We start from the raw sequence: 18,364 nt of genomic DNA, 5'->3' as shown, positions 1-18,364 counted from the left end.
TCGCCGAGCCACCTCTCCCCCCATTCGTGGGGGCGAGGAACCCGCATCCTGCCAAGTTCGCGCCTTCTTTGAGCGTCTCACATCGCGGTAAAGCCGTTATCCACAAACAGATGCGTGCCGTTGACGAAGCTCGACTCGTCGCTGGCCAGGTAGAGCGCTGCCCTCGCCACCTCTTCCGGTTCGCCGATGCGGCCCTGCTGCGCGGCCAGCGCCGCGTCGGAGACGTCGACGCCGAGCCTGCCGAGGTCGGCGACCTCGCGCAGGCCGTGCGGCGTGCGGATGAAGCCGGGGCAGACCGCATTGCAGCGGATGTTGCGGTCGCGGAACTCGACGGCGATGGCGCGGGCGAACATGTGGCAAGCGCCCTTGGTGGTGTCATAGAGCACTTCGTTGGGAGTCGCCGCCACCGCCGAGATCGACGAAGTACAGACGATCGAGCCGCCGCCGGCCGCAATCATGCCGGGCAAAACGGCGCGCGTCATCAGGAACATCGAGCGCACATTGACGGCATGCAGCCAGTCCCATTCCTGGACCGTCGTCTCCAGGAAGGGTTTGATGACGATGGTGCCGGCGTGGTTGAACAGCACGGTGACCGGTCCGAGTTTTTCGATAGCACCCTTCACCGCCGTTTCGACCTGGGCTTCGTCGGAGACGTCGGCGATGAAATGCTCGGCTATCTGTCCCCGCGCGCGTATCGCCGCTGCGGTTGCGGCGGCCGCCTCGCCGTTGCGGTCGATGATCGCCACCTTGGCGCCTTCGGCGGCGAACAGCTCCGAAGCCGCTCCGCCCATTCCCGTCGCTCCTCCCGAAATGATGGCGACCTTGCCGGCCAGTCTTGTGCCCATTTTTCTGCCCCTGTGTGACGATTTCGCTTTGCTGGTTGGGCGATGCTACCGCGCCCGTGCCGGGCGGCCAATCCACGAATTGAGCGCAGCGAGGGCAAGGCCATAGGTCCATTCGGACGCAGAAGCAAAAAACGGACGCGCCATATGGATCGGCCGTCCGAGCGCTCCCTCTAAGCAAGTGCCTACCAACTTCCGGCATCATAGGAGAAAATTATTCTGTCTTTAGCCCAAAAATAGCAATCGACAAAGTCTACCAGTTTTATAGATTAATCGCCGAGACGGAGGTCGATATGTCCTACATCCAGAACGCCCAGACGGATCGCAGCGCTCAGCGGTCGGCCAATGCCCAGGCCTTTCGCCCGGCCTATGCCGGGGCTTTCGCCTATCTCGTCTTTGCCCTTGCGTTCGTGTTCACCGGGGCAGTTGTTCTGGGCCTTATTCCCTGAGTCGTCAGATCGACCGGGGTTAGCTGCCCACCGCTTTCAGGCAATCGGAGTTGAATGAACCGAATCCTCGGCGTGCTTTCGCGCGCCCGACACAACGGAGGACATGGCAATGCCGATCGAGTTCACGCATATTCCGGGTAAGACCGCCGATGCCGCGGTTCCCTTTTTCTACGACTTTGCCGAGACCGCGACCAAGCTCGGGCTGATCGAGGATGGCGGCTTCCGCAAGATCGTCGTCGACGATTCGGCCGGGCTGCTGACCAACATGGATCTTGCGGCCCAAGTGCTCGATCGCACCTCGTCGCTGGAAGTCGTGCTCACCCATTGGGCGGGCGTGGTCGAACCGACCGTGGCAGCCCGCCAACTGGCGTCGATCGACAGGAAAAGCGGCGGACGCCTGGCGCTGAGGATGATCAGCGAGCCGCTGAGCGACGCCGACGCCGAAACACGGCCGGTCGGGCACACCGTCATTTGGCAGCGCATAGACGAATATCTGGTGTTGCTGAAGCGGCTGTGGTCGAACGACCGGCCCTTCGACCACGAAGGAACGTTCTACAGCATCAAGGGCGGCTACGTGCCGCGCAAGGGACCGCACGGCGCCGACCTGGTCATCCGCATGGGCGGGCAGTCCGGAACGGCACTCAAAGTTGCCGGCCGGCATGCCGATGTCTTTGAATTGGCACCGGGCTCGATCGATGAGATCCGGCAATTGATGGAGCGGGTGCGCCGCTCGGCCGCCGAACATGGCCGGGCCGGCAAGCTGCGCTTCGCGCTTCCGGTCGGGATTCACCAAGGTGCTTCCGCCTCCGGCCACAAGGCGATCGATGTTGCCGGGCCGCCAGCCCAGGCCGCCCTGTCGCTGCTTGCCTATGCAGCCCTCGGGATCGATGAATTCATGATTGTCGGCGTCGACACGCCGCGTGAGATCGCAACGGTCGGCCGGGAAACCATCGCCCTGCTGCGCAATTCGCTGGCGCGTCGCGAACACGAGGCATTCCAGCCTGGGGCATATGCGTCTCGTGCAGGATTGGAGACGCGCGCAACGGGCTGAGTTCTGGCCTACGGAATGAAAGCTATTCCGGTAACGCCGAGATCCTTCACACCCCCCTCTGTCCTGCCGGACATCTCCCCCGCAAGGGGGGAGATCGACAGCTTCACCCGCAGCGCTCGTCTTGCCACGTTGGCGATTAGTGAAAGCCGAGATGACAGCCAATCTCCCTCCTTGCGGGGGAGATGGCCGGCAGGCCAGAGGGGGGTGCTGTCCCGCCGGCATTGATCTTGGCGCCCTAACTCGCCATGCCCGACAATCGCGACAAGCCTTCAATGACAGCGCTGGAATCAGCGAGCGCGCCAAAGACGCCATCCTCAACCGTCACCATGTGAAGCGCTGCTTCGTGCGCTTGTCTGTCGCCGCTGGCGCAAGCGTCCGAGATCGTCAGGCGTTGGAAATTCCGGTCGCAGGCTTCGCGCAGCGTGGTGTGGACGCAGACATCCGTCGTGCATCCGGAAAACATGAGATGCGTGATGCCTTGCGCGCGCAGGACAAGCTCGAAATCCGTATAAATGAAGGCGCTGTTGCAGGTCTTGTCGACAATGATGTCCTGCGGGGCCACATTGATCTCCGGAACGATCTGGAACCCCGTGCCCGAGCGCAGCAGGATATCGGTGCCGTCGAGACCGGCGCGCTTGCGGCGCCATTTTTCGTAAGGCGTCATATCGGCCATATCGGCCCGATAGCCCTGCCTCGTGTGGATGACCCTGACGCCGGCCTTGCGCGCGGCCGCGATCAACCGGCTCACCGTCGGCAGGATCGCCCTTAGAGGCGACGGGTCATAGCCCTGCCTGGCGAAGTAGCCTGATGTCGAAAGGAAATCCTGCTGCAGGTCGATGACGATCAGCGCGGTGTTTTCGGCCACCAGCCTGCCGTCATAGGGGAAATTGAAGGGCGTTGCCTTGATCATCCGGGGCTCCCTGCCTCGGCCGCCACCATAGTGGATCAGCGCGACGACACCAGATGCTGGGCGTCGTGCAGGCGCCGATAGATACCGCCGGCGCGGAGCAGTTCGCTGTGCGAACCCTGTTCGACGACGCCGGACTCCGAGACGACGACGATGCGGTCGGCGCCGCGGATCGTGGCCAGCCGGTGTGCGATGACCAGCGTGGTCCGGCCCTCGGCAAGTTCGGCCAACGACTTCTGGATTTCGCGCTCGGTCTCGGTGTCGAGCGCCGACGTCGCCTCGTCGAGGATGAGGATCGGCGGGTTCTTCAGGAACATGCGGGCGATCGCCAGCCGCTGCTTCTGGCCGCCCGACAATTTTACGCCGCGCTCGCCGATGATCGTGTCATAGCCGGCCGGCAGGCCCGATATCATGCCGTCGAGCTGCGCCCGCCGCGCGGCATCGGTGATGGCCTCGTCGGAGGCGCCGAGACGGCCATAGGCGATGTTTTCGCGGATCGAGCCGCCGAACAGGAAGACATCCTGCTGGACGATGCCGATCTGGCCGCGCAGCGAAGCGAGCGTCATGTCCCTGATATCGATGCCGTCGATGCTGATCCCGCCGGCGCTGACCTCATAGAAACGCGGCAGCAGCGAGCAGATGGTAGTCTTGCCGGCGCCCGACGGTCCGACGAAGGCGATGGTTTCGCCGGCGTGAATGGTGAGATCGATATCCCTGAGCACCGGCTTGCCGTCGCCATAGCCGAAGCTCACACCGCGATATTCGATGTCGCCCTTGAGGCCGCTTACGGTCACGGCACCTGGCCGGTCGGCGATGTCGGGTTCGGTGTCGAGCAACTCGGTGTAGCGGCGGAAGCCGGCAATGCCTTTTGGATAGGTCTCGATCACCGAATTGATCTTCTCGATCGGCCGCACGAAGACGCCGACCAGAAGCAGGAAGCCGACGAAGCCGCCATTGCTCAGGCCTCCCGTAATGACGAGGTAGCTGCCGGCGATCATGACCACGAGCTGGATCAGCCTTATGCCCATATAGTTCAGCGAATTGCTGGCCGACATGATGCGGTAGGCGTCGAGCTTGGTCTGGCGGTAGCGCTGGTTGTCATGCGCGAACAGCGTGCGCTCATGCTCCTCGTTGGCGAAGGCCTGGACGACGCGCATGCCGCCGACATTCTCCTCGATGCGGACGTTGAAATCGCCGACACGCCGGTAGAGCGCCTGCCAGTTGCGCTCCATGCGGTCGCCATAGCGCATCGTCACCCAGGCGATCAGCGGCACGATCACCGCCGTGATCAGCGCCAGATGCATGTTGACGGTGAACATCAGCACGAAGGCGCCGGCGAAGGTCATGATGGCGATGAACAGGTCCTCGGGACCGTGATGGGCGATCTCGCCGATTTCCTCGAGGTCCTTGGTGACACGGCCGACGAGATGGCCGGTCTTGTGGTTGTCGTAGAAGCGGAACGACAGCTTCTGCAGATGGTCGAAACTCTTGCGCCGCATCTCGGTCTCGATGTTGATGCCGAGCATGTGACCCCAATAGGTGACAACCGCCATCAGCACCGTGTTGAGCAGATAGATCACCAGCAGCCCGGCCGACGCGATGATGATCAGCGTCCAGTCCTGCTGCGGCAGCAGCTGGTCGACGAAGGTGCGGACCGCCATGGGAAAGCCGAGTTCGAGCAGACCGGCCAGCACCGCGCAGGAGAAGTCGAGCGCGAACAGCCCCTTCCAGGGCGCGTAATAGGAAAGGAAACGTCTGATCATCGAGGTGAACCGCAAGCTGTTTTGATGGACGCGGCGAGGGCGCCGGCCGCCATCGATGGGCGCTGCTTACAATCGGCAGGGCAGGGCCGGCAATATGCCAGGGCCGACTTCATTGCCTGCCTTTCCACATCAGCGCCATGAAATAGGGGCCGCCGACGAAGGCGGCGATGAGGCCGGCCGGCACTTGCCAGGGAAAGATCAGCGTCCGGCCTGCCCAGTCGGCGGCAACGAGGATCAGCCCGCCTGTCATGGCGGAGGCCAGAAGCTGCGGCACGGCGCGGCGGAAGCCGAGCATGCGTGCGAGGTGCGGCGCCATCAAGCCGACGAAGCTCAGCGGGCCGATGACCAATGTCGCGGTTGCGGTGGCCAATGCGGTGAGCGCAAGCAATGTGGCGCGAACACGTCCCAGTCGCAGGCCAAGGCCACGCGCGGCGGTTTCGCCGAGCGGCATGATGTCGAGCCAGCGCGCCGTCAGTGGCGCCAGGGCGAGGACGGCAACCGCGACCGTTGCGGCGGTGAAAGCATCATTGGGTGTTGCGCGATAGGTCGATCCCGATAGCCAGGCGAGCAGGAAGTCCATGCGCGGATCGCCGCTGGCCAGAAGCAGCGCGGCGAAGGCGGACGCGACAGTGGCAACGGCGACGCCGGCAAGCAGCAGCCGTTCCGGCGACAGTGCATTGCGCCGCCCGGCCAGAACGACGATCGTCAGCGCCAGCAAGGCGCCGGCGAGGGCGGCGCCGAGCATTGCCGCGCGGTCGAAGCCGTCGCTGAGCAACAGCAGCGCCAGCACGCCGAAAGAGGCGCCGCCGGAAATGCCCAGGACCTCGGGCGCGGCCATCGGGTTGCCGGTCATGCGCTGCATCAGCGTGCCGGCGACGGCGAGCAGGACGCCCGCCGACAGGGCGACGACGACGCGAGGCGCGCGCAGGGCAAGCAGCTCGCTCAAATCCTCGGATGCGATCCAGTGCCAACCGCTTGCGCCACGGCCAAAGCCGATGGCGAGAACAACCGCGAGGATGAGCGCCAGCAGGCCCGCGATCAACGGCAGGCCGTTTGACCGCAGGCGTACCGACGACACCATGTCGGTCTGCCTTTCGGGAGTGGTTCGCATTCGCGGCAACAGGAACAGCAGCAGCGGCGCGCCGAGCAAAGCGGTCGCGGTGCCGGCGGGGATTTCGCCGGCGAACGGCAGATGCTGCACCAGAGGGTCGGTGAGCCAGAGCAGGGCGCCGCCGACCAGCGGCGACCAGACCAGGCGGCGGCCAAGCGTGCGCGCTCCGGCCAGCCGCGCCAGCGCCGGGGCGGCGAGCGCCACGAAACCGATGACGCCCACCTCGGCGACGACCAGCGCGCTGAGCGAGACGGCGACAGCCATGCCGGCAAGGCGGATGACGGCCGGCCGGGTGCCGAGCGATGCCGCGCCGTCGTCGCTGAGATCGAGCAGCCGGAGGGGTCGCCAGAGCAGGAACGCGGCGCAGATGCCGGCCAGCAGCCACGGCGCCAGAGCAACGACCGCCGCGTCGCCATTCTGCACCAGCGAGCCGCTCTGCCAGATGAACAGCTCCTCGGTGTATTCGCGGTTGAGCGCCATCAGCAGCGCGCCGGCCGAGCCGAAAGTGAGGCTGACGACGAGGCCGGCGATGATGATCGACACTGGCGAAAAGCTGCGCCCGCGCGCCAGTGCGAAGACGGCTGAGGTGGCGAACGCGCCGCCGGCCAGCGCCACGCCTTCGCGGCCGCCCTCCAGCAGCCATGGTGCATAGAGGGTGGCTGCTGCCAAAGCGAGGCTCGCTCCCGCATTGGTGCCGATCGTGGTCGGCTCGGCCAGCGGATTGCGCAGCACATGCTGCATGATGGCACCGGCGAGACCAAGTGCAGCGCCGGCCAGCATGCTGACGGCGACACGCGGCAGGAAGGCGTAGCGATACAGCAACTGCGCTGGATCGGATGTGTCGGGGGCGGTGAGCGCCTGCCACCACAGGTGCGTAGGCAGAAGGTGGATGAGATCGAAGACGGTCAGCATCAGCGCCAGCCCCGCAGGCACGGCTACCAACAGGATAAGCGCGCCGATGCCGTCGCTCTGTCGCGGCAGGGACATTGCCTGGGCGATCATGCCGCTGCCACGAATTCGGCGAAACGCGCGGCAGCAGTGAGACCGCCGAACGGCCAGACCGGCGGAATGGTCCGCACTTGGCCGTTCCGGACGCAGGGCAGATTGGCCCAGAGCGAGCTGCGGGCAATCCTGATCCTGATGTGCGGCGGGATAGGATCGAGCGAGATCAGCTGCGCCTCGCCGACGGCGACCAGTTCCTCGATGCCGACCGTCGAAAAACCCCATTCATTGGTGGCGCCGGTCCAGGCGTTGACGAGGCCGAGCCGGTCGAGGACATCCTGCAGCAGGTTGCCGGCGCCGTAGACGCGGACATGGCGATCATCGAACATGCTGACGACGCAGACCGGTTTTTGCACCGCCCGCTCCAGCTTGGCACGCGCTTGGGCGATCGAGGCTTCGATGCGCCCGACAAGGTTTCCTGCTTCCGTCCTGCGGCCAAGCATGTCGCCAAGCTGCAGCGTCACCTGTTGCGCCTGCGCGTAAGGTGGAGCCTTGCCGCTGTAGAACGGCACGTTGAAGGTCGGCGCCAATCTGGTGAAGCTGTTCTCGTCCAAGCCATAGCCATAGGCGCCGACGATCAGGTCGGGCCGCAATTCCCGGAGCAGTTCGAGATTGGGTTCGCCGCGCGATCCCAGGTCGACGGTGGCCTGCGGCAGCGCCGGGCCCTGCACCCAGTCGCCATAACCCCTGGTGTCGCCGACGGCGAGCGGCGACAGGCCGAGCGAAACCACCATTTCGGCCGATGTCCATTCCAGGCAGACGACGCGGGCAGGTGCCGCGCGTGCCATGCCGCCCGGCAAAGCGAGGCCGGTCGCGGCGAGGCCGGCAAGATACTGGCGCCGTGTCAGCGCCGCCATTTTGGGTCGGCCCGCCACCTTGCTTCTACCATGTGTATTTCACCGAACCGTTGATCCTGCGGCCCTCGCCGTAGAAGCAGCCGAAGCCCGAGGAGAAGCAGGAGGCGACGTAGCGTTTGTCGAACAGATTGCTGGCATTGAGGCTGAGCGTGGCGTTCTGCCAGGCGTAATGCACCGCCGCGTCGGCGAGCACGACCGACGGAACCTTGAAGCTGTTGTCGTCGTCGCCATAAGTCGAGCCGACATAACGGATGCCGGCACCCAGGCCCAGACCCTCCAGGCGGCCGCTGCCGAGAGTGTAATTCGCCCACAGAGACGCGGAATGCTTCGGCACGCCGAAAGGCGTGTTGCCTTCATTGCTGATTGAACTCCCATTATCATCAACAACAGAAGTCGCCTTGGTGATCCTGGTGTCGAGATAGGTGTAGGCCGCTCTCAGGTCGAGGCCGGAATCGAGGCTGGCAACGGCCTCGAGTTCGACGCCGCGAGAGCGGATCTCGCCGGTCTGGAACATGTCGTCGGGCCGGCCCTCATTGCCATAGCGCACGACATTCTGCCGGATCAGGTCGAAGGCCGAGACCGTGATGAACGAGTTCCAGCCGGTCGGCTGGTACTTCAGCCCGATCTCGTATTGTCTGCCGGTCTCGGGCACGAACAGATTGCCGTCGCTGTCGGCGCCCGCCACCGGCTGGAACGATTCGGAATAGCTGACATAGGGCGCAAGCCCGTTGTCGGCGAGGTAGACGAGCCCCGCCCGGCTGGTGAAGGCGTTGTCCTTCTGCTCGGGAATGTAGCCACCGGCCAGATTGTCGTAGACCTTGGCGTCCGACCAATCCTGGCGGCCGCCAAGGGTCAGCCGCCAGTTGCCGAGCTTGATCTGATCCTGCGCATAGAGGCCAACTTGCTGCTGGGTGGTGTCGGTATCGGTGTAGGGCGTCAGATCACCGATCTTGTAGCCGTAGACCGGATCGAAGACGTTGAAACCGTCCTCGACGGTCCCTTCCGAGGCATAGTCGCGGTAAGTATAGCGTTTGTAGTCGAGGCCGACGAGCAGCGTGTGGGCAAGCGGCCCGGTGTCGAAATCGGCTTGTGCCTGGTTATCGATGGTGACGCCGCTGAGCTTGGTGCCACCGGCATCTGCATAACGGTAGTAGTCGCCGCTTGAAGGTTCCAGGCCGTTCGAGTCCGTCAGTCCGCCACCAAAGACGCCTTCCTCGGTGTGGGTAAGGTGGACGTAGCGGGCATGCTGTCGAACCTGCCAGGTTTCGTTGAAACGGTGATCGAATTCGTAGCCGATCGAGGCCTGGTCGTTGTTGTAGGAGTCGAAGCCGGGTTCGCCGACGAACATGCTGTTCGGCAGGTACTTGCCGTCCTTGCCCGGTATGACCGTGCCGTAGGCAGGCAGATACTGCATCGCCCATCCCGAGCGATCGCGCTGATAGTTGGCGAGGATGGTCAGGCTGGTGTCGGCATCTGGCTGCCAGGTGATCGCCGGCGCGATGAAGATGCGGTCGTCCTTGACGAAATCGGTCTGCGTGTCGCCCATGTGAGCGGCACCGGTGAGGCGAAACAGCAGCGACTTGTCGGCGTTCACGGCACCGCTGAAGTCGAACTTGCCTTCATACCGGTTGAAGCTGCCACCACCGAATTCGACCTCGCGCAGGTTTTCCTGGGTTGGCCGTTTGCTGACATAGTTGATGATGCCGCCGGGGCTTGCCTGGCCATAAAGCACCGACGCCGGTCCGCGCAGCACCTCGTAGCGTTCCGCGCCATAGGAATCGAGTGCGGTGAACAGGGTGAAATTGCTCTCCTTGAGCTGCAGCCCGTCCCTGTAGAAGACGCCGCTGGCGTTCGAAATGCCGCGCAACTGCAGGCCGAGGCCGCGATTGTCGGTGCCGTAGAGATTGCCGGTGGCGCCGGGTGTGTAGCGCAACGCGCTGTTCAGGCTGTCGACGGCTTGCGCTTCCATCTGGTCCCTGGTGATGACCGATATCGATTGCGGCGTCTCGATCAGCGGCGTGTCGGTCTTGGTGCCGGTGGAGCCCTTGGTGGCAACGTAGCCCTTAACCGGCCCGAAAGCGCTTTCGACACGTTCCTGGACGTTGATCGGGTCCAGGGTGGTGGTGACCGTCTCCTGGGCCAGTGCATGGCCGCAGCCAAGCAGGGCCGGCAGCGACACCGTTGCGATCAGCAGGCGCTTGCGCGCCATCCGGTTCTGCCAAATCGGTCCATGTCCTGAAATCATCCGGTGCGCCTCCTGTTTCCCAATTCCGTGCCGATATCGCCGGTCGCGACGATTTGTTGATCGTTGCAGTCATCTTCAATGTTGACTAGTAAGGTCATGTTTCATAGTCAACCGGGCATGACCTGTCGAAAGCCGGAATCTGGAAATGCGGGCGGCCGCACTGGAGAAAAGCCATGAGCATGGCTGGAATTGATGCCCAGACTGCCTTCCATATCGATGCCGTACGCTTTGCCGTCGGCGAGCGGACGCTGCTCGGTCCGGTTTCGCTCGAACTGGAGCGCTCGCGCGTCTATGGGCTGATCGGCCACAATGGTTCGGGCAAGTCGACGCTTATCAAGCTCATGGCGCGCCAGCAGCCGGCGAGTTCAGGCGCCATCACTTTCGCCAGGCGTCCGTTGCCGCAATGGGGTGCCCGCGAATTTGCCCGCGCGCTTGCCTATCTGCCGCAGACGACGCCTGCGGCGACCGGCCTGACCGTGCGCGAACTGGCGACGCTCGGGCGCTATCCCTGGCATGGCGCGCTTGGCCGTTTCCGCGCCGAGGACAGGCAGCATGTCGAGGAGGCGCTGGCCCTGACCGATATGGAGGGTTTTGCCGACCGGCTGGTGGACGAATTGTCGGGCGGCGAGCGCCAGCGCGCCTGGCTCGCCATGCTGGTGGCGCAGAACGCCGGCGTCATGCTGCTCGACGAGCCGATCTCGGCACTCGACATCGCCCATCAGGTCGAGGTGCTCGGGCTGGTCAAGGAGCTCAGCCGCAAACGCGACCTATGTGTCGTCGTCGTGCTGCACGATCCCAACATGGCGGCGCGCTACTGCGACGAACTGATCGCGCTGAAGGACGGCAAGCTGCTGACGCGCGGCACGCCCGGCGAAATCATGCGCAGCGATGTGCTGAAAGGCATTTTCGGTGTGGAGATGGGCGTGTTCGCGCACCCCGTCACCGGCCAGCCTGTCGGCTATGTGCAGTGACAATATCTGATGCGGCGGCGGGAAATAAAAGGCGGCAGGCCGCTGTGAGAACAAGGAAGAAGCTGTTGTCGAGAACTGGTTTGTTGGCGGCGTTGGTCGCATCCGTCATCCTGTCGGCCGGCAGCGCGATGGCCCAGGAGCAACCCGCCGGTGCCGCGCCGGCGATCGAAACCCCCGCCGTGCCCGCAGCCCCAGCGCCGATTGCACCCGCACCCGCCGCACCGGCAGTCGCTCCGCCGGCCACAATGGCGCCTTCGCAGCCAGGCACGCAGCCGAATACGGCCGCGCCGGCCGAGACCGGACCTTCGACGGCGATGGAGATGACCTTGCCGCATGACCTGTCGCCATGGGGCATGTTCATGGCGGCCGATATCGTCGTCAAGGCAGTGATGATCGGGCTGGCCTTTGCCTCCCTCGTCACCTGGACGATATGGTTGGCCAAGTCGCTGGAGCTTCTCAGTGGCAAACTGCGCATCCGTCGCGCCGTGCGGGCGATCAGCGAGGCCGCCACGCTGAAGCAGGCCAGCCGTACCCTTGACCGCAGCGGCGGCCCCGGCGCGCTGCTGGTTCGGGCGGCCGAGGAGGAGACCGCACTCTCGGCCGGTGCGCTCGATCATGTTTCGGGCGACGGCCTCAAGGAACGGGTCACGTCGCGCCTGTCGCGCATCGAGGCGGCGGCGGCGCGGCGCATGTCGCGCGGCACTGGCGTGCTGGCGACGATCGGCTCGACAGCGCCCTTCGTCGGCCTGTTCGGTACGGTCTGGGGCATCATGAACGCCTTCATCGGCATCTCGCAGGCGCAGACCACCAATCTCGCCGTGGTCGCGCCGGGTATCGCCGAGGCGCTGCTGGCCACCGCGATGGGCCTAGTCGCCGCGATACCGGCCGTTGTCATCTACAACGTCTTTGCCCGTTCGATAGCCGGCTATCGGCAGATCCTCGCCGATGCCGCGGCCGGGGTCGAACGGCTGGTCAGCCGCGACCTGGACTTCCGCACCGTTGCGCCGGCAACGCCACTGGCGGCGGAGTAGCGCCATGGGAAGCAGAATCCGACAGACCATGGATGATGATCTCGAGGAAAGCCACGAGATCAACGTCACCCCGTTCATCGATGTCATCCTGGTGCTCTTGATCATCTTCATGGTCGCGGCACCGCTGGCCACGGTGGATGTCAATGTCGATCTGCCTGGTTCGACGGCAACGCCCGCACCGAGGCCCGAGACACCGCTGTTCCTGACGCTGAAGGACGATCTGACGCTGGCGATCGGCAATGACAGCGTGCCGCGCCCGGCTTTCGCCACGACGCTGGACGCCAAGACCAAGGGCGACAAGCAGACGCGCATCTTCCTGCGCGCCGACAAGGCGGTCGCCTATGGCGACCTGATGGAGGCGATGAACCTATTGCGCGGTGCCGGCTATCTGAAGATCGCGCTGGTCGGCCTGGAGACGGCTCCCGCGTCCAATTCTCCGGCGCCCGCAGCCACGGGTGCGCCGACGCCATGACGCAGGCGGTCGCTGTGCCCTCGGTCCAGTTGTCGCGCTTCGGTTGGCGCGACCTTGGCTTGTGGGCCGGTGCTGCCGCGCTGGTCCTTGGAGCCCATGTCGCGGTCGCCTATGCAGTGCAGAACCTCACAATGGTCACCGAAGCGGATGGCGGTCCCCCCCCCGCGCAGATGATCGAGATGGCACCGATGGTGGTGATGCCGGCCGTGGAAGAACAGGTCGCCGCGCTGGATGCGGTGACGCCAGATCAGACCGAACCGACACCGACGACCGAGCCGACACCTGAAGAACCGGTCGAAAAGGCGGAGCCGGTTGTCGAGCCGCCGGAAGCGGTCGCGCCAGACGAGACCCAACCCACCCAGACCGAAACGGCTGAAGAGGTCGATCAGCCGCCGCCGGACGAGGTCGTCCCGGATGTTGTCGAGGCTGTCACGCCAGACGTCGTCATTCCCTTGCCGCAGCCGAAACCGGTCGAAGCTGTCAAAGACAAGAAACCGGTCGCGGCCAAGGCGAAAAAGCCTGTCGAGAAGCCCAAGCCGCGGCCTAAGAAGGAGAAGGCGCCCCCGCCGAAGACGGCAACCGCCGCCAGCGCCGACGCACGGCCTGCGGCCAGGACCGCCGCGCCGAAGTCGGCGGAATCGACGTCTCGCTCCGGCGACTCCAGCAAATGGGACTCCCGTCTGGGCGCCTGGATCAAGCGGCACACGCGCTATCCCAGCTCTGCCAAGGCCCGACGCGTCGAAGGCAGGCCGTATGTCGCCTTCACGGTCGACTCGTCCGGCCGGGTCCTGTCCGCCAGGCTCTCTCGTTCCTCGGGGGATGCGGATCTGGACCGTGCGGCGCTCGCCGTGCTGCAAGGCGCCACGGTGCCGGCACCGCCACCGGAACTTGGTTCGCGTCTGAGCCGTACAGCGCCGTTCGTGTTCAGCCTGCGCAACTAGAGCATTCACCGTTTCACGGAAACGGCGAGCTGCTCTAACTCTTTGTTTTGACGCAATTCTCTAGGGAAAGCGCTACGCGCTTTTCCCGGGAAAACCGCTTCACACTTTTCCTAGAATTGCTCTAGAGCCGAACTTGATCGGGCCGGCCTGTCAATAGGCCAGTGACAGGCTCAGGGCCTCGACCTGTTCGAGATAGAATCGGCATTTCGTGCGCAAGGGCCCGAGGCCCGGGTCATCGGCGCCGTTGATCTCGACGGTCTGCATCATGAAGTCGAAATGGGCGTGGAAAGCGTCCACTGTACCCCAGAGACTGTCGGCCTGGCAGCTGTCGGCAATCGCCATCGAGACGAGTTGGCGGGCCTCGACCCGCGCGGCGTCAGGCGACGGCGGCCGCCTGGCGATCAAGACGTGGAGCCGGCTGAAAATGCTTTCCCTGGCATCGACGCTTCTGATGTTGGCTATCATGTTCATGTGCAGGTCCCCCTTGGCATTCCAGACGCGCAATAGGTTCCGGTCCGAAATTGAAAAACTGGTGATCGGAGCATTTTCAGCGGCGCCAATGAACGCGTCGCGTTTGGGCGGGCGACATGCATCAAGCTTGAGCGACCGACCGCCGGTCCTGCGGGCAGGATGCAATCAGGGCCGGGATGGCGGTTGCATCGGAGGGGTGGCCCCTGATGATGTTGGCGACCTCGGCATCGGCCTGCTCGAACCAGTAGACCATGTCGGCGCGGCGCAGGTCCGTCGCGGCCTTCTTCAGCAAGGGCAGCAGGCTTTGCAACGCGCACAGTGTCTCCCACCGGTTTGGGGAGGTCGAGCCGGCCACCGCGCATGCGGCTGACGATTGCATGTCGCTACGCTCTCCGTGGCTGGACGGCCCGAGTGTCTTTTGCCTGCGCCTTGGGGTGCAGCGGGTTGCCGCTGAGCTGCGCATGCCTGGCCGGCCGTGCGCCGCGAAGAACGTCGAAGGCCTCTGCATAGGCCATGCCGAGCAGATAGGAGATCATCGGAAAACGGCTGGCTTCGGCCATTTGCACGAGCTCATTGGTCATCGACGAAATATATTGAAGACTATCGATTTCCGACTGGCGTAAGGATTGATTTGGCACGTGCTGCTCCTGTCTCTGGTTATACCTAGGGAACGCGTTACTGGCCGCGATGCACATAGTTGGTCGACTAATTGATGGATTGGCCCGCCGTCGAGGGATCTCTTTCCGGGGTCGAGAGGGTCAAGGCATAGATCGGTGCGTCGGTGAAACTGTCGAGACCAAGCAGCCGCTTGATCGCGGAATGACTGAGCGCGGCTGTCGGACATGCCGACAGGCCATGGTTGGTCGCCGCCAGCATGATGTTCTGGCCGATATGGCCGGCCTCGATCAGCACGACACGATAGGCGTTGGCGTCCTCATATTTCCACATCGTGCGATCGAGCCTGGCGCAAAGCAGGACCAGGCACGGCATGGCGTCGGCCCACTCCTGTCCGCCGACCAGTTCGGAGATCTTCGGCAGATGGTTTGCAGAAATCCTGCCAAGGTCGTGATCCGCGGCGGAATAGTGATAGACACCGGGTTCGAGGCCATCGACGCCGAGCGCGACCACATAGGCCTCATAGGGATTTCGCGCGCCGCCTGAAGGGGTCATGCCGAGCGGCAGGGTGCCAACGCAATTGGCGGTCTCGCCGATGATGCCGAGCCCTGCGAACAGGCAATCGGAAAGCTGTTTGGCCGTGATGGTGGGCTGAGCCGCCGTGCGGTTGGTGCGGCGCCGCGCCATCAAGCTGAGAAGTTCATTGTCTTCCAGTGCATTCGGCAGCTGGATGGCGCCCGCGGAATTCTTGAGCATGAGGTTCGGCTGCGGCGTATGGCCGGCGCGTTCTATCTGCCGCTCTTCCGCCTGCTCGATGGTCATGTATTCGCTGTCCTGGACGCAGAAATGCATCAGCGCCGTCGGAAGCCCCCAACTCCATTGTCCTGAAAACTGTTCCTCCTGCTCGGCGAGAGGCGATCCGGCTGTGACCAGCGCGGAAAAATCGAGCAACTGCGGAACGACAGCCTTCAACTCGGACTTCGACCATCCATGGGCGCGGGCAATGTCCGCCGTCGATGCCCATTTGTCCCACGATGCGAGAAGGCCGACCATCTCGGGGCTGCATTCAAACACGCTTCTGGTCAGGAAGTTGCATGCCGTGACCTTGTTCGGTCCGGGGTAGAAAACAAGCGTTTTCGAAGAGCGCATTTTCATGAAGCTGGTTGCCATCTGCGGAGCCGAGGCGCCGACAAGCAAGACGCTCGTCGGCGCAGAACGGCTTCAGCGCTTGTTGTAGTGCATGCCCTGCGAAAAGAAGACGGTCTGTGTGCCGGCGGCAATCGTCAGCTTCGGAGCATTGGTCACTTTCTTGGCCATTTTCATCCCTTTCCTGACCCCGATTTGGGATCCGTTGAAAGACCCCCAGAACGGGATCCGCGTGAAGAAAGGTAAGGTCGGAAGAGTTAATGGTTTGTTAAAATTATAGTAAAACCACGAGCCTAAGACGGACCCGTGGATTATCTTTCCTGGCATTAAAGTGTAAAATATCGATTTTATTCAGATACAGAGTAGACAATCGTTGGCATACGCTTTATCGGCGTACGCTTATTCTTATTCGGCGTAAGACACGGCGATCCGAGGGGTTAGCCCAACCCATCCCGGGTGAGGCTGACAACCAGTTGATCGACGCCCGGATCGTCGAGATTGATGACATGCGCCATGCTGATGGCATCCCTTGGGTGGATGTTGGCGATGTCGCGCCGCATGATGACGGACACGAATGCCGGGCCGGCCTCCGTCAGTAGCATGGCCTTGCCCATCAGCACCGGTTCGGAGATGGGAGCCCATTGCACGGAGATCAGCGACGGCTCTCCGGTCTGGCGGCGATTGATGCCGCTGAAATAGATCCAGTTCAGCCGCGAGATCGCCACGCCATAATGATTGCCGCGCGCTCGTGCCCAGGTCGATCCCCGGCGCTCCGACCATCCGGTCACCCTTCGGAAGGTGACCAGTTCGGCTTCGCGCCGCACGAAGGTCACCGAGCGCACCAGGAGATCGAGGCGGCCCGGGATCGAAAAATAGGTGAAATAGGTGCCGCCCGCGATCGAAGGACTGGGAGGGCGGATCATCTGGTTGAACAGGCTCTCGGAAACCGGCGGCAGGCCACGCATCGCTGGCTCGGGTGCGCCGGGATCCTGGTACAGTTCGGCCTCGTCGATCCGAAAGTAATCGCATATCAGCTTGGCGGTGGCCTTGTTGGGAACGGTCTGCCCTTGCAGGTAGCGTTCGAACTGCGTGCGATTGATGTGCAGCTCACGGCATACCGCACTTACGGAGGCATGGTCCTTGCACAGCCGTCTAAGGTTTGCAGCGAGGTTCTCGCGAATTGACACGTCTTTGCTTCCGCAGGCGGATTTTTCATTTCGACTCGAAATCCATATAGCGTCTCCGGCCGCCCCAGCCGAAACGCCCTGGTCACAACGCACAGAAAAACTGATTTGGTGGCGTCAATTTAGTGGGGCGGTTTCCAAAAAAAACGGAAACAATCAGTGAGCGCTTCCGCCATAAGTCCAATTGACAAAAGTCTTACCGGATATCGCGAAAACAGGCGGTGCACCCGCGGCCTTTTAAGGCGCGCTGGCACAGCAAATGCCACCCGCGGGGGCAAGCCGGGACGAGCGTCGCGGACTGCATCTGGCGCGGAGAGTGGAGAATTATTCCACTGGTGGAGCTGAGGAGGATCGAACTCCTGACCTCGTCATTGCGAACGACGCGCTCTCCCAGCTGAGCTACAGCCCCGTCCAGCGGATGGGCGCATTTATCGGGCGACGCGGTTTCCTGTCAAGGCAGAGGTTTGCCGAAATCCAGTGCCGTCAAGCGTCGAGTTGGCGCCGGCGGATAGCGGCCCTTGCCGGTTTTGTGTATTCGCGCCTTCGTTGGGGTGTCGGCGACATGCCGCCCTACAGGTCAGACCGAGCCGGTATTGGCGCCCCACAGAAAGGCGGCCCTTGCCGGTTTCGCGTGCAATGGCTACATGTCGGCAACAATTGGAGACCGGCATGCTCGCCCTCATTCAAACAATCGTCATGGCGCTTGACCTCTACTGGTGGATCATCATCGCCTCGGCGATCTTTTCCTGGCTCTACGCCTTCAACGTCGTCAATTCGAAGAACCAGTTCGTCGGCAGCATCGGGAACATGCTCTACCGGCTGACCGAGCCGGCGTTGCGGCCGATCCGCCGCTTCATGCCGGACCTTGGCGGCATCGACATCTCGCCGATCATCCTGCTTCTGATCCTGTTCTTCCTGCGGCAGTTTCTGCTCACCACGGTGGCGCCTCTGATCCTGTGAGCAGGATGACCTTATGAGCACGCCGTTTCGCCTGCGCGAAAACGGCGCCGAGCTGTTTGTCCGGCTGACGCCAAAAGCTGCGCTGGACAGGCTCGAAGGCTTCGAGGCCACGGCGGACGGGCGAAGCCATCTGAAAGCGCGCGTCCGCGCCGTACCGGAAAACGGCAACGCCAATCATGCGCTCGAAAAGCTGCTGGCCAAGGCTCTGGGCGTGCCCGGGTCCGCTGTCTCGGTTGTCGCCGGCGGCACCGCGCGGCTGAAGACCGTGCGCATTGAAGGCGATCCGGCGACGTTGGCGAATAGCATCGAGGCGCTCGGCCATCAGTCCTGATGTCCTTGTCGGAGG

Annotated in this window: 19 protein-coding genes and 1 tRNA gene; 8 read left to right on the top strand and 12 right to left on the bottom strand. The window is 63.6% G+C overall.

The window, feature by feature from the left end; all coding sequences use genetic code 11:
• Positions 1-77: 77 nt before the first annotated feature.
• Complete coding sequence (locus NKH97_RS15255) at positions 78-845, bottom strand: SDR family NAD(P)-dependent oxidoreductase (RefSeq protein ID WP_023811180.1); 768 nt, start codon at positions 843-845, stop codon at positions 78-80.
• 290 nt (positions 846-1,135) lie between these two features.
• Here NKH97_RS15255 and NKH97_RS15250 point away from each other — a divergent pair, with 290 nt between their 5' ends.
• Together NKH97_RS15250 and NKH97_RS15245 are read left to right on the top strand one after the other, a co-directional pair.
• On the top strand, positions 1,136-1,291 hold the full coding sequence (locus tag NKH97_RS15250; protein ID WP_023811179.1) for a hypothetical protein: 156 nt from the start codon (positions 1,136-1,138) through the stop codon (positions 1,289-1,291).
• Positions 1,292-1,400: 109 nt separating this feature from the next.
• The gene (locus NKH97_RS15245) at positions 1,401-2,342 is read left to right on the top strand and encodes an LLM class flavin-dependent oxidoreductase (protein WP_128304108.1); all 942 of its coding nucleotides are present in this window, start codon (positions 1,401-1,403) and stop codon (positions 2,340-2,342) included.
• Positions 2,343-2,577: 235 nt separating this feature from the next.
• On the opposite strand, the gene NKH97_RS15240 is transcribed toward NKH97_RS15245, so the two are convergent.
• The 5 genes from NKH97_RS15240 to NKH97_RS15220 all read right to left on the bottom strand — a co-directional run bounded on the left by NKH97_RS15240 (position 2,578) and on the right by NKH97_RS15220 (position 10,227).
• Positions 2,578-3,252 (bottom strand): cysteine hydrolase family protein, encoded by a 675-nt coding sequence (locus NKH97_RS15240; protein WP_352797689.1) that lies wholly within the window; start codon positions 3,250-3,252, stop codon positions 2,578-2,580.
• Between the two features lie 35 nt (positions 3,253-3,287).
• The gene (locus NKH97_RS15235; protein WP_352613055.1) at positions 3,288-5,012 is read right to left on the bottom strand and encodes an ABC transporter ATP-binding protein; all 1,725 of its coding nucleotides are present in this window, start codon (positions 5,010-5,012) and stop codon (positions 3,288-3,290) included.
• A gap of 109 nt (positions 5,013-5,121) precedes the next feature.
• Complete coding sequence (gene fhuB, locus NKH97_RS15230) at positions 5,122-7,125, bottom strand: Fe(3+)-hydroxamate ABC transporter permease FhuB (RefSeq protein WP_352797686.1); 2,004 nt, start codon at positions 7,123-7,125, stop codon at positions 5,122-5,124.
• The gene (locus NKH97_RS15225) at positions 7,122-7,982 is read right to left on the bottom strand and encodes an ABC transporter substrate-binding protein (protein ID WP_352613051.1); all 861 of its coding nucleotides are present in this window, start codon (positions 7,980-7,982) and stop codon (positions 7,122-7,124) included. The genes fhuB and NKH97_RS15225 overlap by 4 nt, the downstream gene beginning before the upstream one ends.
• 25 nt (positions 7,983-8,007) lie before the next feature.
• Positions 8,008-10,227 (bottom strand): TonB-dependent siderophore receptor, encoded by a 2,220-nt coding sequence (locus NKH97_RS15220; protein WP_352797683.1) that lies wholly within the window; start codon positions 10,225-10,227, stop codon positions 8,008-8,010.
• Positions 10,228-10,406: 179 nt separating this feature from the next.
• Here NKH97_RS15220 and NKH97_RS15215 point away from each other — a divergent pair, with 179 nt between their 5' ends.
• From NKH97_RS15215 to NKH97_RS15200, 4 genes are all read left to right on the top strand, one after another.
• The gene (locus NKH97_RS15215; RefSeq protein WP_164762277.1) at positions 10,407-11,198 is read left to right on the top strand and encodes an ATP-binding cassette domain-containing protein; all 792 of its coding nucleotides are present in this window, start codon (positions 10,407-10,409) and stop codon (positions 11,196-11,198) included.
• 65 nt (positions 11,199-11,263) lie between these two features.
• Positions 11,264-12,229 carry a tonB-system energizer ExbB gene (gene exbB, locus NKH97_RS15210; protein ID WP_352797680.1) on the top strand — a complete coding sequence of 322 codons (966 nt, stop codon included), beginning with the start codon at positions 11,264-11,266 and terminating at the stop codon, positions 12,227-12,229.
• A gap of 4 nt (positions 12,230-12,233) precedes the next feature.
• A complete protein-coding gene (exbD, locus tag NKH97_RS15205; protein WP_023811695.1) occupies positions 12,234-12,701 on the top strand; it encodes a TonB system transport protein ExbD in 468 nt (155 codons plus the stop codon).
• Positions 12,698-13,642, top strand: coding sequence for an energy transducer TonB family protein (locus NKH97_RS15200; protein WP_023811696.1), 945 nt, complete (start codon positions 12,698-12,700; stop codon positions 13,640-13,642). The genes exbD and NKH97_RS15200 overlap by 4 nt, the downstream gene beginning before the upstream one ends.
• A gap of 150 nt (positions 13,643-13,792) precedes the next feature.
• On the opposite strand, the gene NKH97_RS15195 is transcribed toward NKH97_RS15200, so the two are convergent.
• The 6 genes from NKH97_RS15195 to NKH97_RS15170 all read right to left on the bottom strand — a co-directional run bounded on the left by NKH97_RS15195 (position 13,793) and on the right by NKH97_RS15170 (position 17,467).
• Complete coding sequence (locus tag NKH97_RS15195; RefSeq protein WP_352797676.1) at positions 13,793-14,113, bottom strand: hypothetical protein; 321 nt, start codon at positions 14,111-14,113, stop codon at positions 13,793-13,795.
• A 121-nt stretch (positions 14,114-14,234) separates the two neighbouring features.
• Positions 14,235-14,492, bottom strand: coding sequence for a hypothetical protein (locus tag NKH97_RS15190; RefSeq protein ID WP_081734866.1), 258 nt, complete (start codon positions 14,490-14,492; stop codon positions 14,235-14,237).
• Positions 14,493-14,496: 4 nt separating this feature from the next.
• Positions 14,497-14,751: a hypothetical protein gene (locus NKH97_RS15185; protein ID WP_023811699.1), complete on the bottom strand. Its 255-nt coding sequence runs from the start codon at positions 14,749-14,751 to the stop codon at positions 14,497-14,499.
• Between the two features lie 67 nt (positions 14,752-14,818).
• Positions 14,819-15,781, bottom strand: a complete 963-nt coding sequence (locus NKH97_RS15180; protein ID WP_352772716.1) for a SagB/ThcOx family dehydrogenase — start codon at positions 15,779-15,781, stop codon at positions 14,819-14,821.
• 530 nt (positions 15,782-16,311) lie between these two features.
• The gene (locus NKH97_RS15175; RefSeq protein ID WP_352797671.1) at positions 16,312-17,061 is read right to left on the bottom strand and encodes a helix-turn-helix domain-containing protein; all 750 of its coding nucleotides are present in this window, start codon (positions 17,059-17,061) and stop codon (positions 16,312-16,314) included.
• Positions 17,062-17,391: 330 nt separating this feature from the next.
• Positions 17,392-17,467: transfer RNA gene (locus NKH97_RS15170), tRNA-Ala, on the bottom strand.
• A 260-nt stretch (positions 17,468-17,727) separates the two neighbouring features.
• Between NKH97_RS15170 and NKH97_RS15165 the strand changes: the two genes are divergently transcribed.
• A complete protein-coding gene (locus tag NKH97_RS15165) occupies positions 17,728-18,018 on the top strand; it encodes a YggT family protein (RefSeq protein WP_023811703.1) in 291 nt (96 codons plus the stop codon).
• Between the two features lie 13 nt (positions 18,019-18,031).
• A complete protein-coding gene (locus NKH97_RS15160; protein WP_023811704.1) occupies positions 18,032-18,349 on the top strand; it encodes a DUF167 family protein in 318 nt (105 codons plus the stop codon).
• Positions 18,350-18,364 lie beyond the last annotated feature (15 nt).

The organism is Mesorhizobium sp. M0870 (genome assembly GCF_040319775.1).
Lineage (GTDB): Bacteria > Pseudomonadota > Alphaproteobacteria > Rhizobiales > Rhizobiaceae > Mesorhizobium.
This window is presented reverse-complemented; position numbering and strand designations above follow the sequence as displayed.

Bases quoted from the DNA above. Each gene is read 5' to 3' on its own strand.
- NKH97_RS15255 (WP_023811180.1), bottom strand. From the start codon at position 845: ATGGGCACAAGACTGGCCGGCAAGGTCGCCATCATTTCGGGAGGAGCG.
- NKH97_RS15250 (WP_023811179.1), top strand. From the start codon at position 1,136: ATGTCCTACATCCAGAACGCCCAGACGGATCGCAGCGCTCAGCGGTCG.
- NKH97_RS15245 (WP_128304108.1), top strand. From the start codon at position 1,401: ATGCCGATCGAGTTCACGCATATTCCGGGTAAGACCGCCGATGCCGCG.
- NKH97_RS15240 (WP_352797689.1), bottom strand. From the start codon at position 3,252: ATGATCAAGGCAACGCCCTTCAATTTCCCCTATGACGGCAGGCTGGTG.
- NKH97_RS15235 (WP_352613055.1), bottom strand. From the start codon at position 5,012: ATGATCAGACGTTTCCTTTCCTATTACGCGCCCTGGAAGGGGCTGTTC.
- fhuB (WP_352797686.1), bottom strand. From the start codon at position 7,125: ATGATCGCCCAGGCAATGTCCCTGCCGCGACAGAGCGACGGCATCGGC.
- NKH97_RS15225 (WP_352613051.1), bottom strand. From the start codon at position 7,982: ATGGCGGCGCTGACACGGCGCCAGTATCTTGCCGGCCTCGCCGCGACC.
- NKH97_RS15220 (WP_352797683.1), bottom strand. From the start codon at position 10,227: ATGATTTCAGGACATGGACCGATTTGGCAGAACCGGATGGCGCGCAAG.
- NKH97_RS15215 (WP_164762277.1), top strand. From the start codon at position 10,407: ATGGCTGGAATTGATGCCCAGACTGCCTTCCATATCGATGCCGTACGC.
- exbD (WP_023811695.1), top strand. From the start codon at position 12,234: ATGGGAAGCAGAATCCGACAGACCATGGATGATGATCTCGAGGAAAGC.
- NKH97_RS15200 (WP_023811696.1), top strand. From the start codon at position 12,698: ATGACGCAGGCGGTCGCTGTGCCCTCGGTCCAGTTGTCGCGCTTCGGT.
- NKH97_RS15195 (WP_352797676.1), bottom strand. From the start codon at position 14,113: ATGAACATGATAGCCAACATCAGAAGCGTCGATGCCAGGGAAAGCATT.
- NKH97_RS15190 (WP_081734866.1), bottom strand. From the start codon at position 14,492: ATGCAATCGTCAGCCGCATGCGCGGTGGCCGGCTCGACCTCCCCAAAC.
- NKH97_RS15180 (WP_352772716.1), bottom strand. From the start codon at position 15,781: ATGGTCGGCCTTCTCGCATCGTGGGACAAATGGGCATCGACGGCGGAC.
- NKH97_RS15165 (WP_023811703.1), top strand. From the start codon at position 17,728: ATGCTCGCCCTCATTCAAACAATCGTCATGGCGCTTGACCTCTACTGG.
- NKH97_RS15160 (WP_023811704.1), top strand. From the start codon at position 18,032: ATGAGCACGCCGTTTCGCCTGCGCGAAAACGGCGCCGAGCTGTTTGTC.